The sequence below is a fragment of the Pseudomonas sp. 43NM1 genome (assembly GCF_002836905.1).
Lineage (GTDB): Bacteria > Pseudomonadota > Gammaproteobacteria > Pseudomonadales > Pseudomonadaceae > Aquipseudomonas > Aquipseudomonas prosekii.
In genome coordinates, this window is the sequence record NZ_MKGS01000020.1 from 1 (window position 1) to 15,645 (window position 15,645).

Genomic DNA, 15,645 nt, shown 5'->3' on the forward strand with positions numbered 1-15,645 from the left:
GTTCAACCCCCGCAACCCAGCCACTGCAAGCAGTTGGTCGGCGCGATAGAGCAGCGGCAATCTGCCACGCACGAATGACGGTACGCCCCTTTCATTAAGCAAACGCTTCAGGTCGCGATGGCCGCGCTCGGGCAGATGCATGACTTCGCCGCCCTGACGATAGCGAATATGCAGCGGTCCGCCAGGGATCTGCCCGCTCAAAGTCAGCAGGCCGTTATCCGGCAACATCAAAGATGATTCGGGATTTGACCAGCTCGCAACCATCGACGGCGCGCGCAGCCACGGGCCGGACAACCACCAGATGCGCCCAGCGCTGCGATGCAATTCACCGTCGGCCAATCGCCAGATCGGACGCGCATCGCCGGTAGCGTCGCGAAGATCCTCCCATCCCGACCAATGGTCGCTGTCGGGCATGCGCGTGCGCTGGTTCAACCAACAGCTCAAAGCATTGCGTTGACGGGCGGCGGAAAGTTTTCGCAGCGACGCCAAGTCCAGCGACGGCAACCCCAGCCATTCAAAATCATTGCTGCCAGCGGCTGCGGCGAGATCAATCTGCGCCAACTCATCAAGCAGTTCCTGCGCCTCGCGCAGATGGCCAGCGCTGCGGGCCATGGTCGCCTGCGCTTGCGGCCAGCGCTCGGTCAGGCTCGGCAACACTTGGTGGCGCAAGTAATTGCGCGAGAACTGGCGATCCTGATTCGACGGGTCGTCGATCCAGCGCAATTGATGCGCGCGGGCATAGGTTTCGAGTTCGGCGCGGCTGACGTTGAGCAGCGGCCGAAGCAGCTGCCCGTGACCCAGCGCTCGCTGGCTCGGCATAGCCGAAAGCCCTCTCACACCGGCGCCACGCAACAGACGAAACAGCAAGGTTTCAGCCTGATCGTCACGGTGCTGGGCGGTCAGCAACACGTCGTTGCACTGCATCGCCTCAATGAAAGCGCCATAACGCGCCTCCCGCGCGGCACGTTCCAGGCTGGCGCCGGGTTGAACCTGCACGCGCACGATTTTCAGCGGCACCCCCAAGCCATCGCAGACGGCCTGACAATGCGCCGGCCACGCATCAGCCGCCGGTTGCAAACCGTGGTGGACATGCAGGGCGCTGAGCGCCGGCAGGGAGTGGGATTTTGCGAGATCGGCAAGAAGGTGCAGCAGGACGGTGGAATCGAGTCCGCCGGAGAACGCGATGCGCCAGTGTGCGGCGTTGCGCCATGGGGCGAGCTGCCCTAGAAGTACTGCGCCAAGTGTCATGAGTACACCAAAACCTGTAGGAGCCGAGCTTGCTCGCGATGAACGATAACGCGGTCGGTCATTAAAACCGAGGCGCCCCCTTCGCGGGCAAGCCTTGCTCCTACAAGAGCGCGTGCTCGGCTTAGAGGCCGTAGCTCATCAAGCGCTCATAACGGCGAGTCAGCAGCGCTTCGGTGTCGAAGCCCTTCAACATCGCCAGTTGCGAGCTCAGCTCGGCACGGATCGAAGCCGCAGCAGCCGCTGGATCGCGATGCGCGCCGCCCAGTGGTTCGCCGATGACCTTATCAACGATGCCCAAGCCTTTCAGGCGCTCGGCAGTGATGCCCATCGCTTCAGCAGCATCCGGTGCCTTCTCTGCGGTTTTCCACAGAATCGACGCGCAACCTTCCGGCGAAATCACCGCGTAGGTCGAGTACTGCAGCATGTTCAGTTGATCGCAAACGCCGATCGCCAAAGCACCGCCAGAACCACCTTCACCGATGACGGTGGCGATGATCGGCGTCTTCAAACGCGCCATGACACGCAGGTTCCAGGCAATCGCTTCGCTCTGGTTGCGCTCTTCGGCGTCGATGCCAGGGTAGGCGCCCGGGGTATCGATGAAGGTCAGGATCGGCATTTTGAAACGTTCGGCCATTTCCATCAGGCGGCACGCTTTGCGATAGCCTTCCGGACGTGGCATGCCAAAGTTGCGGCGAACTTTCTCGCGCACTTCGCGGCCCTTCTGGTGACCGATGATCATCACCGGCTCATCGTTCAGACGCGCGATACCGCCCACAATGGCAGCGTCGTCGGAGAAGTGACGGTCGCCGTGCAACTCATCGAACTCAGTGAAGATGTGCTCGATGTAGTCCAGGGTATACGGACGTTTCGGGTGACGCGCCAGGCGCGCGATCTGCCAGCTGGTCAGCTTGCCGAAGATGTCTTCGGTCAAGGTGCTGCTCTTGTCCTGCAGGCGGGAGATCTCATCGCCGATATTCAGCGAATTGTCATTACCGACCAAGCGCAACTCTTCGATCTTGGCTTGCAGGTCGGCGATCGGCTGTTCGAAATCTAGAAAATTCGGGTTCATAGGCGTCCGTCTTGGGTCGACTTCCAAGAGAGCTTGGGCCGGCCGGTTGTCTATTCGCGCCCTACCTTAAGGGAGAGGCGCGTTCAGGTCGAGATTAAAAATTCAGGTCGAGATCAGGCAGCCTTCAGCGCGCCTGACCGTCAACGGTATTGGAGGAAGACGTTGTCTCGCCCGAACTGGTCACGCAAGGCTTGAATCAACGCATCCGCCGGGTCGATCCGCCAGGTCTCACCGAACTGCAGCAAGGCCTTCGCATCGGGGCTGGTGTATTCCATGGTGATCGGGCACGCGCCGCGGTGACGCTTGAACAATTCACCCAACCAGCGTAGCTGATCGCCTTTCAAATCCTTGGTGTGCAGCTTCAGACGCAGGCTTTCAGCGAGGTTGGTCCGCGCATCTTCCATGCTCATCACGCGTTTGACCCGCAAGCGCAAACCGCCGGAGAAGTCATCGTTGCTGACTTCGCCTTCGACCACCACCATCGCGTCGGTCTGCAACAGCGACTGCGCGGAATGGAATGCCTCGGCAAACAGCGACGCTTCGATTCGGCCGGAGCGGTCGTCGAGGGTGATGAAACCCATCTTGTCGCCCTTTTTATTCTTCATCACCCGCAGGGCGATGATCATGCCGGCGACGGTCTGGGTGTCGCGCGCCGGTTTCAGGTCGATGATGCGCTGACGGGCGAAGCGGCGAATTTCGCCTTCGTATTCGTCAATCGGGTGACCGGTCAGGTACAGGCCCAAGGTGTCTTTCTCACCTTTCAGGCGTTCCTTGAGCGTCAGCTCCTTGGCCTTGCGGTGGTTGGCATAAACGTCGGCGTCTGCCTCGACGAACAACCCGCCAAACAGGTCGGCGTGGCCGCTGTCGTGGGTGCGCGCGGTCTGCTCGGCGGCTTTGATCGCGCCTTCCATTGCGTTCAGCAACACCGCGCGATTGCGGTCGATATTGGCCTGATAGGCTTTGGTTTCGTCATGGAAGTACGGCCCCAGACGATCCAGCGCACCGCTGCGGATCAGACCGTCGAGGGTACGTTTGTTAATGCGTTTGAGGTCGACCCGCGCGCAGAAGTCGAACAAGTCCTTGAACGGCCCGTCCTGACGCGCCTCGGTGATCGCTTCCACCGGACCTTCGCCGACACCCTTGATCGCGCCGAGGCCATAGATGATCCGGCCCTCGTCGTTCACCGTGAACTTGAATTCCGAAGTATTCACATCCGGCGCGTCGAGACGCAGCTTCATGGTGCGAATTTCTTCGATCAAGGTCACGACCTTGTCGGTGTTGTGCATGTCCGCCGACAGTACCGCAGCCATGAACGGCGCCGGGTAATGGGTTTTCAGCCAAGCCGTCTGGTACGACACCAGACCATAAGCGGCGGAGTGAGACTTGTTGAAACCGTAACCGGCGAATTTTTCTACCAGGTCGAAAATGTTACCGGCGAGGTCGGCTTCGATGTTGTTGGTCTTGCAACCTTCAATAAAACCGCCGCGCTGCTTGGCCATTTCTTCGGGTTTTTTCTTACCCATGGCGCGACGCAGCATGTCCGCACCACCGAGGGTGTAACCGGCCATGACCTGGGCGATCTGCATCACCTGTTCTTGATACAGGATGATGCCGTAAGTCGGCGCCAATACTGGCTTGAGGCCTTCGTATTGATAATCCGAGTGCGGATACGCCAGCTCGGCGCGACCGTGCTTACGGTTGATAAAGTCGTCAACCATGCCCGATTGCAGCGGGCCCGGACGGAACAGGGCGACCAGTGCGATCAAGTCTTCCAGGCAGTCGGGCTTGAGCTTTTTGATCAGCTCTTTCATGCCGCGCGACTCGAGCTGGAACACCGCAGTTGTTTCAGCCTTTTGCAGCAACTGGTAAGTCGGTTTGTCATCCAGCGGAATGAACGCAATGTCCAGCGGCGGCTGATCGACTTTGGCGCGGTCGCGGTTGATGGTTTTCAGCGCCCAGTCGATGACCGTCAGCGTTCGCAGACCGAGGAAGTCGAACTTCACCAGGCCGGCCGCCTCGACGTCATCCTTGTCGAACTGGGTTACCAGACCGTCGCCGGCCTCGTCGCAATAAATCGGTGAGAAGTCAGTCAGTTTGGTCGGCGCGATAACCACACCACCGGCGTGTTTACCGACGTTACGCACAACGCCTTCGAGCTTGCGCGCCATGTCCCAGATTTCGGCGGCTTCTTCATCGACCTTGATGAAGTCGCGGAGGATTTCTTCCTGCTCGTAGGCTTTTTCCAGGGTCATGCCGACTTCGAACGGAATCATCTTCGACAGGCGATCCGCCAAGCCGTAGGACTTGCCCTGCACCCGCGCCACGTCGCGGACCACAGCCTTGGCCGCCATCGAACCGAAGGTGATGATCTGGCTGACCGCGTTGCGACCGTATTTTTCGGCCACGTATTCGATCACGCGGTCCCGGCCATCCATGCAGAAGTCGACGTCGAAGTCGGGCATCGAGACCCGTTCCGGGTTAAGGAAACGTTCGAACAGCAGGTCATATTCCAGCGGATCGAGGTCGGTAATCTTCTGCACATAGGCCACCAGCGACCCGGCACCCGATCCACGCCCCGGGCCCACCGGCACGCCGTTGCTTTTGGCCCACTGGATAAAGTCCATAACGATCAGGAAGTAACCGGGGAAGCCCATCTGGATGATGATATCCAGCTCGAAATTCAGCCGGTCAACGTAGACCTGACGCTTGGTTTCGTAGTCTTCGGTGGTGTCCTTGGGCAGCAGCACGCTGAGGCGATCTTCCAGGCCATCGAAGGACACCTTGCGGAAATACTCGTCGATGGTCATGCCATCGGGGATCGGGAAGTTGGGCAGGAAGTGCTTGCCGAGCTTCACTTCGATGTTGCAGCGCTTGGCGATCTCGACGGTGTTGGCCAGCGCCTCGGGAATGTCGCTGAACAGCTCAGCCATTTCCTCGGCACTTTTGAGGTATTGCTGATCGCTGTAATTCTTCGAACGCCGCGGATCGTCGAGGGCGCGGCCCTCGCCGATGCAGACGCGGGTTTCGTGCGCCTCGAAATCTTCCTGCTTGATGAAGCGCACATCGTTGGTCGCCACCAGCGGCGCGCCGAGTTTCTCGGCCAGGGCCACGGCGCCATGCAATTGTTCTTCGTCATTGGGGCGGCTGGTGCGCTGAATTTCCAGGTAAAAACGGTCCGGGAACACCGCCATCCATTCACGCGCGAGTTTTTCCGCTTCGGCCGGGTTGCCGCCGAGCATGGCCAGGCCGATCTCGCCCTCCTTCGCCGCCGACAGCATGATCAAGCCTTCGCTCGCTTCGGCCACCCACTCGCGCTCGATGATGATCGAGCCATTGCGCTGACCGTCGATAAAACCGCGCGAGATCAGTTCAGTGAGGTTGCGATAACCGACGCCATTCATCGCCAGCAGGCTGATCCGGCTCAGCGCGTTGTCCGGATCCTTGTTCGACAGCCACAGGTCGGCGCCGCAGATCGGCTTGATGCCTGCGCCCATGGCAGCTTTATAGAATTTGACCAGCGAACACATGTTGTTCTGGTCGGTGACCGCAACGGCAGGCATGTTCATGCCGACCAGGGTCTTGACCAGCGGTTTGATCCGCACCAGACCGTCGACCAGGGAGTATTCAGTGTGCAGGCGTAGGTGAACGAATGAAGCCGGCATGGTGATCCTGCGTTATGTCATGAAAACAACAAGGCCCGGATTGTACCGGGCCTTGGAAAAAACATCAGCCTTGCGACTAAATCACAATCAGGTTTTCGCGCGCCTCGTACGCCATGCGCACCGGGGCGAACGAGCGGCGGTGAATCGGCGTCGGTCCGAGACGGGCCAACGCTTCCAGATGAACGGGCGTCGGGTAGCCTTTGTGGCCGCCCATTCCGTAACCCGGGTAGATCAATTCGAAAGCGGCCATCTCGCGGTCGCGGCTGACCTTGGCGAGAATCGATGCCGCAGCAATTGCCGGGACCTTGCCGTCGCCCTGCACCACCGCTTCGGCGCGCATCGACAATTTAGGGCAGCGGTTGCCGTCGATCATCGCCAGTTTCGGCTGAATGTGCAGGCCTTCGATGGCGCGCTGCATCGCCAGCATGGTGGCGTGGAGGATGTTCAGTTCGTCGATTTCTTCGACTTCAGCGCGGGCGATGCACCAGCTCAGCGCTTTCTCGCAGATTTCGTCGTAGAGCTTTTCGCGGCGCGCTTCGGTGAGCTTCTTCGAATCATTGAGGCCGAGGATCGGTCGCATCGGATCAAGGATCACCGCAGCGGTGACCACGGCGCCGCACAGCGGGCCGCGACCGACTTCGTCAACACCGGCAACCAAATCCACGGCTTCTGCGACCAAAGTGAAATCCAGGCCCATTTGCATGCTTGTCTTACTCATTGTATTTCGCCGATCAGTTTCAGCACGGCGTCCGCCGCCTGGTTGGAGGCGTCCAGACGAAGGGTGCGGTGGATCTCGTCGAAACCGCGAGTCTGCTCTTCGCCGCCCTCGATCAATGGCGACAAGGTCTGGGCCAGCGCTTCGACCGTTGCATCGTCCTGTAACAACTCCGGGACCAACAGGCGCTGGGCGAGCAAGTTGGGCAGCGAGACGTAAGGACTTTTGACCATGTGCTTGAGAATCCAGAACGTCAGCGGCGCCAGGCGATACGCAACGACCATCGGCCGTTTGTACAGCAACGCTTCAAGCGTCGCCGTGCCGGAAGCGATCAACACTGCGTCGCAGGCCGCCAGCGCCAGATGGGATTTGCCGTCGAGCAACGTCAGCGGCAGATCTCGCCCGGCCAGCAGTTCTTCGAGCTGCGCGCGGCGCTCGGGGTTGGCGCACGGCACCACGAAACGCACGCCGGGACGCAACGCGCGCAGACGCTGGGCGGTATCGAGGAACAGCGCACCGAGACGCCCGACTTCACCGCCGCGACTGCCCGGCATCAGCGCCACTAGCGGCCCGTCCGGTAAACCGAGTTCGGCGCGCGCGGCGGCGCGATCGGCTTGCAGCGGAATCGCATCGGCCAGTGAGTGCCCGACGAAGCGTACTGGCACGCCCTTCTCTTCGTAGAATTTGGCTTCGAACGGGAACAGCGTCAGCATCAAGTCGCAGCCTTCGCGAATCTTCAGCACGCGCTTTTGCCGCCACGCCCAGACTGAAGGGCTGACGTAATGCACGGTTTTGATCCCGGCCTGACGCAGCTTCAGTTCGATATTGAGGTTGAAGTCCGGCGCATCGATGCCGATGAACACGTCCGGTTTCTCGGCGATCAGGTCGGCGACCAGTTTCTTGCGCCGCGCGAGCAACTCGCGCAATCGGCCCAGCACTTCCACCAGGCCCATGACCGACAGCCGTTCCATTGGGAAGTACGAGGTCAGGCCTTCGGCCTGCATCAACGGGCCACCGACGCCAATGAACTCCACCGCCGGGTGCTGTGCCTTGAGAGCACGCATCAAACCGGCGCCCAGAATGTCACCGGAAGCCTCACCCGCTACCAGCGCAATACGCAAATTAGCCATGATTAACGAGTGATGCCGCGAGTCGAAGACTGGATGGAATCACGGAATACCGCGACTTCCGGGAACTGTGCCGAAGGTTCGGACAGTTCGGCGAGCGCCTGGTCAACCGTCAGGCCCTGGCGATAAACCACCTTGTAGGCGCGACGCAAGGCGTGGATGGCGTCCTCGCTGAAACCGCGACGGCGCATGCCTTCGAAGTTCATGCTGCGGGCTTCGGCAGGGTTGCCGAACACCGTGACATACGCGGGAACGTCTTTGCCGATGGCGGTGCCCATACCGGAAAAGCTGTGGGCGCCGATGTGGCAATACTGGTGAACCAGGGTGAAACCGGAGAGGATCGCCCAGTCGTCAACGTGCACATGGCCGGCCAACGCGGTGTTGTTGACCAGGATGCAGTGGTTGCCGATCACGCTGTCGTGACCAATGTGCGCGTAGGCCATCACCAGGTTGTGATCACCCAGAGTGGTTTCGGCGCGGTCCTGCACGGTGCCACGATGAATCGTCACGCCTTCACGGATAACGTTGTGGTCACCGATGACCAGGCGGGTTTCTTCACCCTTGTATTTCAGATCGGGCGTGTCCTCACCTACCGAGGAAAACTGGTAAATGCGGTTGTGCTTGCCGATGCGGGTCGGGCCTTTGAGAATTACATGCGGCCCGATCACTGTCCCCTCGCCGATTTCCACACCTGCGCCGACGATCGACCATGGGCCGACCTCGACACCCTCAGCCAGTACGGCTGTCGGATCGATGATTGCGCGAGGGTCAATCAAACTCATAGTTTGCGTTCCGCGCAGATGATTTCAGCGGAGCAGACTGGTTTGCCGTCGACCGAAGCCTGGCATTCGAACTTCCAGATCTGGCGCTTGCAGCTGATGAAACGGGCTTCGAGGATCAACTGATCGCCGGGGGTGACAGGCTGGCGAAAACGCAGCTTGTCGGAGCCGACGAAGTAGTAAAGCGTGCCGTCAGCTGGCTTCACGTCGAGCATTTTGAAGCCAAGGATACCGGCAGCCTGAGCCATTGCTTCGATGATCAGTACGCCCGGCATGATTGGATGCGCAGGGAAGTGACCATTGAAGAACGGTTCGTTGATGCTGACATTCTTGTAGGCGCGAATGCGCTTGCCTTCCACATCCAGTTCCACGACCCGGTCCACTAGCAGGAACGGGTAACGGTGAGGCAGGTATTCGCGAATCTCGTTGATGTCCATCATTTCGGGGGGAAGCCTATGTAAAGATTGGGAGCGCGCGACGGACGCGCACCCCTCTAGCAAATCAAGGAGGCAGTCTAGCGGCTGTGCACACTTGATATGGAAATGGTATCAGCCATCTGATGAAGCATTATCGCCAGGGGTCACTTCCCCTACACGCTTTTCCAGCTGTCGCAGACGCCGCGCGATGTCATCGAGCTGACGGATGCGTGCCGCGCTTTTGCGCCACTCGGCAGCCGGTTGCATGGCTGTTCCGGAAGAATAGGAACCCGGCTCGGTAATCGAGTGGGTCACCATGGTCATCCCGGTCAGGAAAACGTTGTCGCAAATCTCGATATGCCCCACCAGCCCGACACCGCCGGCGAGCATGCAATGCTTGCCGATCTTGGTGCTGCCGGAGATGCCCACGCACGCCGCCATGGCGGTGTGATCACCGATCTGGACGTTGTGAGCAATCTGGATCTGGTTGTCGAGCTTCACACCATTGCCCAGCACGGTATCGGCCAGCGCCCCGCGATCGATAGCGGTGTTGACGCCAATCTCGACGTCGTCACCAACCAGCACGCCGCCAATCTGCGCGATCTTCTGCCAGACGCCTTTCTCGTTGGCGAAACCGAAACCTTCGCCACCGAGCACGGCGCCCGACTGAATCACCACGCGTTTGCCAATGCGCACGTCGTGGTAGAGCGTGACCCGCGGAGCCAGCCAACCGCCCTCGCCAATCTCGCAGCGTGCACCGATGAAGCAATGCGCGCCAACGGTGACACCCGCCGCAATCCGCGCGCCGCTTTCGATCACCGCAAACGCACCGATGCTCGCCGCCGGGTCAACCACCGCGTCCGCCGCAATCACTGCCGTCGGATGAACACCGGCAGCCGCTTTGGGTTTGGGGTCGAACAGATGGGAGATGCGCGCGTACGCCAGATACGGGTCAGGCACGATGAGCACGTTACCGGCAAAACCTTCGGCATCAGCAGCCTTCAGCAACAGTGCTGCAGCCTTGCTGTCCGCGAGGTATTTACGGTATTGAGGATTTGCCAGAAAGCTCAACTGAGCTGGGCCAGCCTCTTGCAAAGTGGCTAGCCCAGTAATTTCCTTCTCCGCGTCGCCACTCAGGGTGGCGCCGAGGAACTCGGCCAATTGGCCGAGCTTTATAGTCGCTGTCATGGATTACTTCAGCTGATTCATGCGCTCGATAACCTGGCGAGTGATGTCGTACTGAGGTTTGACATCAATCACTGCGCCACGCTCGAAGACCAGGTCAAAAGCACCTTTCTTGATGACTTCTTCCACAGCGCTATCCAGTTTCGGCTTCAGCTGCTTCAGCATTTCACGGTCAGCCACGGCTTTGGCTTCGTTCAGTTCCTTGGACTGGAACTGGAAGTCGCGGGCCTTTTGCTTGAATTCAAGCTCCAGACGCTCACGCTCGCCTTGCTGCATCTTGTCGCCACCGGCAACCAGACGGTCCTGAATACCTTTGGCACTGCTTTCCAGGGTTTTCAGTTTGCTCAGCTGTGGGCCGAACTTCTTCTCGGCGTCGACGGCGTATTTTTTCGCCGCGTCGGATTCGAGCAGAGCCATCTGATAATTCAGAACGGCGATTTTCATGTCGGCAAAAGCCGGGCCTGCAACCAGTACGGTCGCCAGGAGAACCAATTGAGTCAACTTACGCACGATGCACTCCTACAAAATCCATTGTCGTTATCTTGGGTCAGACGCTTAGAACGTCTGGCCGAGGGAGAATTGGAACACTTGAGTTTCAGCGTCATCCGGTTTCTTGATCGGCATGGCCAACGCGAAGCTCAGAGGACCCAGTGCGGTGACCCAGGTCACGCCGACACCGACGGAGCTGGCGACATTGCTCAGGCTGATGTCGTTGCACTCGGTTTGAGCGCTGGTGCCGACATTGGCGTTGGTCGTCTTGTCGCACTTGGAATCGAATACGTTACCCACGTCCCAGAAGACCGAAGTCCGCAGGGAACGCTGATCCTTGACGAATGGCAGCGGGAACAACACCTCGACACCACCCTGGATGAGGACGTTGCCACCGAACGGCAGTGGATCCTGATCCGGGTCGCGCAGAGTGCCACTGTTACCGGTTTCCGCAGCACCACGGCTCGGCGTACTGCGCGGGCCAAGAGTACTGTCCTTGAAACCACGAACCGAGTTGAAACCACCAGCATAGTAGTTTTCATAGAACGGCAAGCCATCGGTCGAACCGTAGCCGTCGCCGTAACCCAATTCAGTGTGCAGACGCACGGTGTAGTTTTCAGTGATCGGCTGGAACAGCTGACCGCGGTAATCAAGTTTGAAGAACGACAGGTCGCTGCCCGGCGTGGTGGTTTCCAGAGTCAGGCTCTGGGAATGGCCACGGGTTGCCAGCACCCCTTTGTTCAACGTCGATTCGGACCAGCCGGCAGACGCCTTGAAGTTAAGGTAGTTATCGCCTTCCTGGTTCACGAAGTCGAAGATCTCGTCAACGGTGTATTGACCGGTCTTGATCTTGTCCTGTTGCGCAGTCAGGCCGAAGGTCAGGCGCGACGTTTCGCTGATCGGGTAGCCGACGCTGACGCCAGCACCCAGGCTGTCTACCGCATAGCTTGCAACATCGACGTCGAGGTCTTTGTAGTCAGTGGTGCGATAGAAAGCGTTGTAACCCAGGCTCACACCATCAGCGGTCCAGTACGGATCGACATAGCTGAAGTTGTAACGGCTCTGGTATTCGCTGCGGGTCAGACCGACGCTGACCTTGTTACCCGAACCGAGGAAGTTGTTCTGGGTGATCGAACCACCGAGGATCAGACCGGCACTCTGAGCGAAACCGACACTGGCGGTAATCGAACCGGAAGCCTGCTCTTCAACGCTGTAGTTCACATCAACCTGGTCGTCCACGCCCGGTACGGCCGGGGTTTCGACGTTGACTTCTTTAAAGAAGCCCAAACGCTCAAGACGTGTTTTCGATTGGTCGATCAGGTAGGTCGAAGCCCAGCCGCCTTCCATCTGACGCATTTCACGACGCAGCACTTCGTCTTCCGACTTGGTGTTGCCACGGAAGTTGATGCGGTTCACGTAGGCACGTTTGCCTGGATCAACGGCGAAGGTGATGTCTACGGTGTTGTCTTCTTCGTGCGGCTGAGGCACGCCGTTGACGTTGGCGAAGGTGTAACCCTCGTTACCGAGACGACGGGTGATCAGTTCGGAAGTGGTGGTCATCAGCTTGCGCGAGAACACTTGGCCTTTCTGTACCAGCAGCAGGGACTTGACCTGATCTTCAGGCACTTTCAGGTCACCGCTGAGTTTCACGTCGCGAACGGTGTACTTCTCGCCTTCGCTGACGTTAACGGTGATGTAGACGTGTTTCTTGTCCGGGGTGATGGACACCTGGGTCGAAGCGATATCCATGTTGATATAGCCGCGGTCCAGGTAGTAGGAGCGCAGACGCTCCAGGTCACCGGAGAGTTTTTCACGAGCGTACTTGTCATCGTTCTTGAAGAACGACAGCCAGTTGGTGGTCTTGAGTTCGAACAGGTCGATCAGGTCGTCGTCGGCAAATACCGTGTTACCCACCACGTTGATGTGCTGGATGGCGGCAACGGTGCCTTCGTTGATATTGACCTTCAACGCGACGCGGTTACGCGGCTGCGCCACCACTTCGGTGTCGACGGTGGCCGAGTAACGACCCTGGGCAACGTACTGACGTTGCAGTTCGTTACGCACACCTTCGAGGGTGGCACGCTGGAAGATCTCGCCTTCGGAGAGGCCGGATTGTTTCAGGCCCTTCATCAGGTCTTCAGTGGAGATGGCCTTGTTACCCTCGATCTCGATACTGGCGACCGACGGACGCTCGACTACCGTGATAACGAGGACATTGCCTTCGCGACCCAGCTGGATATCTTGAAAGAACCCGGTTTTGAACAACGCACGAGTGGATTCCACCAGGCGACGATCGTCCGCCTGCTCACCGACGTTCAACGGCAAGGCACCAAAGACACTACCCGCGGAGACCCGCTGGAGGCCATTGACGCGAATATCAGAGATAGTGAAGGACTCGGCGTGAACTTCGGCGATCATCAATACGGTGAGAACCGCAGTTAGCAGCAGACGTTTCATGAAGTCCTTTCTTATTCCAACTGGCAATAAACAAACTGCCGCAAAATGCGGCAGATTCGCAATTCAGCGAAGCGTTACAGTCGACCCAGATCATTGACCAGAGCAAGCAACATCACCCCGACCACCAAACTGATACCGATCTGTATCCCCCAACCCTGCACCCGATCCGACAGGGGGCGACCACGCACCCACTCGATCAGATAAAACAACAAATGTCCCCCATCCAGTACAGGAATGGGCAACAAATTCAGAACCCCCAGGCTAATACTCAGATAAGCAAGGAAATTCAGGAAATCAGCGACACCCGACTGGGCAGAAGCGCCCGCCACTTTAGCAATGGTTATCGGTCCACTCAAGTTTTTTACCGAGAGCTCGCCGAACAACATTTTCTTCAGCGAATCGAGGGTCAGTACGCTCATGGTCCAAGTGCGTCGAGCACCCTCGCCAATTGCTGCCACGGGACCGTAGCTGACCTCGCGAATCATCTCTGGTGGCCAATCGACTGCTTTGACCCCGGCACCCAGATAACCCGTGGCTGCCTTGCTGCTGCCGCGTGCCGCGAGCGTCACAGGGACGTCGATTTGAGCACCATCGCGCTCGACGCGCAGCATGATTTTGGTATCAGGATGAATACGTACCGTGTCGACCACTTGTTGCCAGTCGTCCAGCGGTTTGCCATCGAGCGCCAGCAGACGGTCGCCGGTTTTCAGACCTGCGGCCTGCGCCGGGCCTTTCGAATCGAGTTCGGCCAGGATCGGTGGAATCGCCGGGCGCCATGGACGAATGCCCAGCGACCGAATCGGATCAGGCTCATCCGCGCCTTTCAACCACTGCTCCAGCACCAGTTCACGTGGCGTATCAGCGGTAGAACCCTGCTCGCGCACCAGCAACTGCAAAGTGCCGCTCTCGCCGAGGCGACGCACCAGTTGCAGATTGACCGCGCCCCAACCGGAGGTCGGCTCGCCGTCGATGGCGACGATTTCCTGGTTCGGGCCGAGGCCGGCCTTGGCGGCGATGCTGCCCGACTCGACCGCGCCGATGACCGGCCGGATCTGCTCGCTGCCGAGCATGGCCAGCAACCAGAAGAACACCATTGCCAGGAGAAAGTTGGCGATCGGCCCCGCAGAAACGATGGCGATACGCTGACGCACGGACTTGCGATTGAACGATTGATCGATCTGATCGGGCGGTACTTCGCCTTCACGCTCGTCGAGCATCTTCACGTAGCCGCCCAGCGGGATGGCGGCGAGGACAAATTCGGTGCCTTGCTTGTCGTGCCAGCGCAGCAACGGCATGCCGAAGCCGACGGAGAAGCGCAGCACTTTGACCCCACAGCGACGCGCGACCCAGAAGTGGCCGAATTCGTGGAAGGTGACCAGCACGCCCAGGGCTACCAGGGTGCCGACAATCATATAGAGCGCGCTCATCTACTTTCTCCGCAATCCTATCCAGTGCTGCATTGGGCCAACGTACTGCAACACTTATCGCCCGTGACGACTCAACCACTGCTCGGCCAGCACACGCGCCTTGGCGTCTGCGGTGAACACCGCCTCGAGATCATTCACCGCAACCACAGGCTCCAGATTCAAGACTTCCTCGATGATACTCGCGATTTCCGGGTAACGAACCCGTCCGTCGAGAAACGCCGCGACCGCCACTTCATTCGCCGCATTCAGCATCGCCGGCGCGCTATCGCCCGACTCCGCCGCCAGTCGCGCCAGACGCAGGCACGGGAAGCGCTCTTCGTCGGGGGCCTGGAAATCCAGGCGGGCGATGGCAAACAGATCCAGCGGTGCAACGCCTGAATCAATCCTTTCCGGCCACGCCAGGGCGTTGGCAATCGGTGTGCGCATGTCCGGATTACCCAACTGCGCCAGCACCGAGCCATCGACATAATCGACCAGCGAATGAATCACGCTTTGTGGGTGAATCACCACTTCGACCTGGGACGGCTTGGCATCGAACAACCAGCAGGCTTCGATCAACTCGAGGCCTTTGTTCATCATGCTGGCCGAATCGACCGAAATCTTGCGCCCCATCGACCAGTTCGGATGCGCGCACGCCTGATCAGGGGAAACATGCTCCAACTCTTCCATCGGCGTCTGTCGGAACGGTCCGCCAGAGGCTGTGAGTAAAATCCGACGCACGCCGACCGCACCCAGACCGCGGGCGAAATCATTCGGCATGCACTGGAAAATCGCGTTGTGCTCGCTGTCGATCGGCAACAGCACCGAGCCGCTTTTGCGCACAGCCTGCATGAACAAGGCGCCGGACATCACCAGCGCTTCCTTGTTGGCCAGCAGAATCTTCTTGCCTGCCTCGACCGCCGCCAGGGTCGGACGCAAGCCCGCCGCACCGACGATGGCCGCCATTACCGCGTCGACTTCAGGGTCGGCGGCGACCTGACACAGGCCCTCCTCCCCCACCAGCACACGCGTCGGCAACCCGGCCGCGCGCAAGTCGTCTTGCAAACCACGCGCGGCCGGGTTGCCGACGCG

Annotated in this window: 12 protein-coding genes; all 12 read right to left on the bottom strand. The window is 59.4% G+C overall.

Going from position 1 to position 15,645, the window contains the following annotated elements; translation table 11 throughout:
* On the bottom strand, positions 1-1,248 hold a 1,248-nt coding region (gene tilS, locus BI292_RS04105; RefSeq protein WP_101207083.1), incomplete at its 3' end, for a tRNA lysidine(34) synthetase TilS.
* Between the two features lie 121 nt (positions 1,249-1,369).
* Entirely contained in the window at positions 1,370-2,317 is a 948-nt protein-coding gene (locus BI292_RS04110; protein ID WP_092272419.1) for an acetyl-CoA carboxylase carboxyltransferase subunit alpha, read from the bottom strand.
* 140 nt (positions 2,318-2,457) lie between these two features.
* Positions 2,458-5,979, bottom strand: a complete 3,522-nt coding sequence (gene dnaE, locus BI292_RS04115; protein ID WP_101207084.1) for a DNA polymerase III subunit alpha — start codon at positions 5,977-5,979, stop codon at positions 2,458-2,460.
* A 76-nt stretch (positions 5,980-6,055) separates the two neighbouring features.
* Positions 6,056-6,682 (bottom strand): ribonuclease HII, encoded by a 627-nt coding sequence (rnhB, locus tag BI292_RS04120; protein WP_167370466.1) that lies wholly within the window; start codon positions 6,680-6,682, stop codon positions 6,056-6,058.
* Between the two features lie 11 nt (positions 6,683-6,693).
* The gene (lpxB, locus tag BI292_RS04125; protein ID WP_101207085.1) at positions 6,694-7,824 is read right to left on the bottom strand and encodes a lipid-A-disaccharide synthase; all 1,131 of its coding nucleotides are present in this window, start codon (positions 7,822-7,824) and stop codon (positions 6,694-6,696) included.
* Positions 7,825-7,826: 2 nt separating this feature from the next.
* Positions 7,827-8,603 (bottom strand): acyl-ACP--UDP-N-acetylglucosamine O-acyltransferase, encoded by a 777-nt coding sequence (gene lpxA / locus BI292_RS04130; protein ID WP_092272430.1) that lies wholly within the window; start codon positions 8,601-8,603, stop codon positions 7,827-7,829.
* Complete coding sequence (gene fabZ / locus BI292_RS04135) at positions 8,600-9,040, bottom strand: 3-hydroxyacyl-ACP dehydratase FabZ (RefSeq protein WP_017336708.1); 441 nt, start codon at positions 9,038-9,040, stop codon at positions 8,600-8,602. The genes lpxA and fabZ overlap by 4 nt, the downstream gene beginning before the upstream one ends.
* A gap of 108 nt (positions 9,041-9,148) precedes the next feature.
* Positions 9,149-10,204 (bottom strand): UDP-3-O-(3-hydroxymyristoyl)glucosamine N-acyltransferase, encoded by a 1,056-nt coding sequence (lpxD, locus tag BI292_RS04140; RefSeq protein ID WP_101207086.1) that lies wholly within the window; start codon positions 10,202-10,204, stop codon positions 9,149-9,151.
* Positions 10,205-10,207: 3 nt separating this feature from the next.
* On the bottom strand, positions 10,208-10,711 hold the full coding sequence (locus BI292_RS04145) for an OmpH family outer membrane protein (protein ID WP_092272436.1): 504 nt from the start codon (positions 10,709-10,711) through the stop codon (positions 10,208-10,210).
* A gap of 45 nt (positions 10,712-10,756) precedes the next feature.
* Positions 10,757-13,147 carry an outer membrane protein assembly factor BamA gene (gene bamA / locus BI292_RS04150; RefSeq protein WP_101207087.1) on the bottom strand — a complete coding sequence of 797 codons (2,391 nt, stop codon included), beginning with the start codon at positions 13,145-13,147 and terminating at the stop codon, positions 10,757-10,759.
* Between the two features lie 74 nt (positions 13,148-13,221).
* Positions 13,222-14,574 carry a sigma E protease regulator RseP gene (gene rseP, locus BI292_RS04155; RefSeq protein WP_101207088.1) on the bottom strand — a complete coding sequence of 451 codons (1,353 nt, stop codon included), beginning with the start codon at positions 14,572-14,574 and terminating at the stop codon, positions 13,222-13,224.
* 54 nt (positions 14,575-14,628) lie between these two features.
* On the bottom strand, positions 14,629-15,645 hold a 1,017-nt coding region (dxr, locus tag BI292_RS04160), incomplete at its 5' end, for a 1-deoxy-D-xylulose-5-phosphate reductoisomerase (RefSeq protein WP_101207089.1).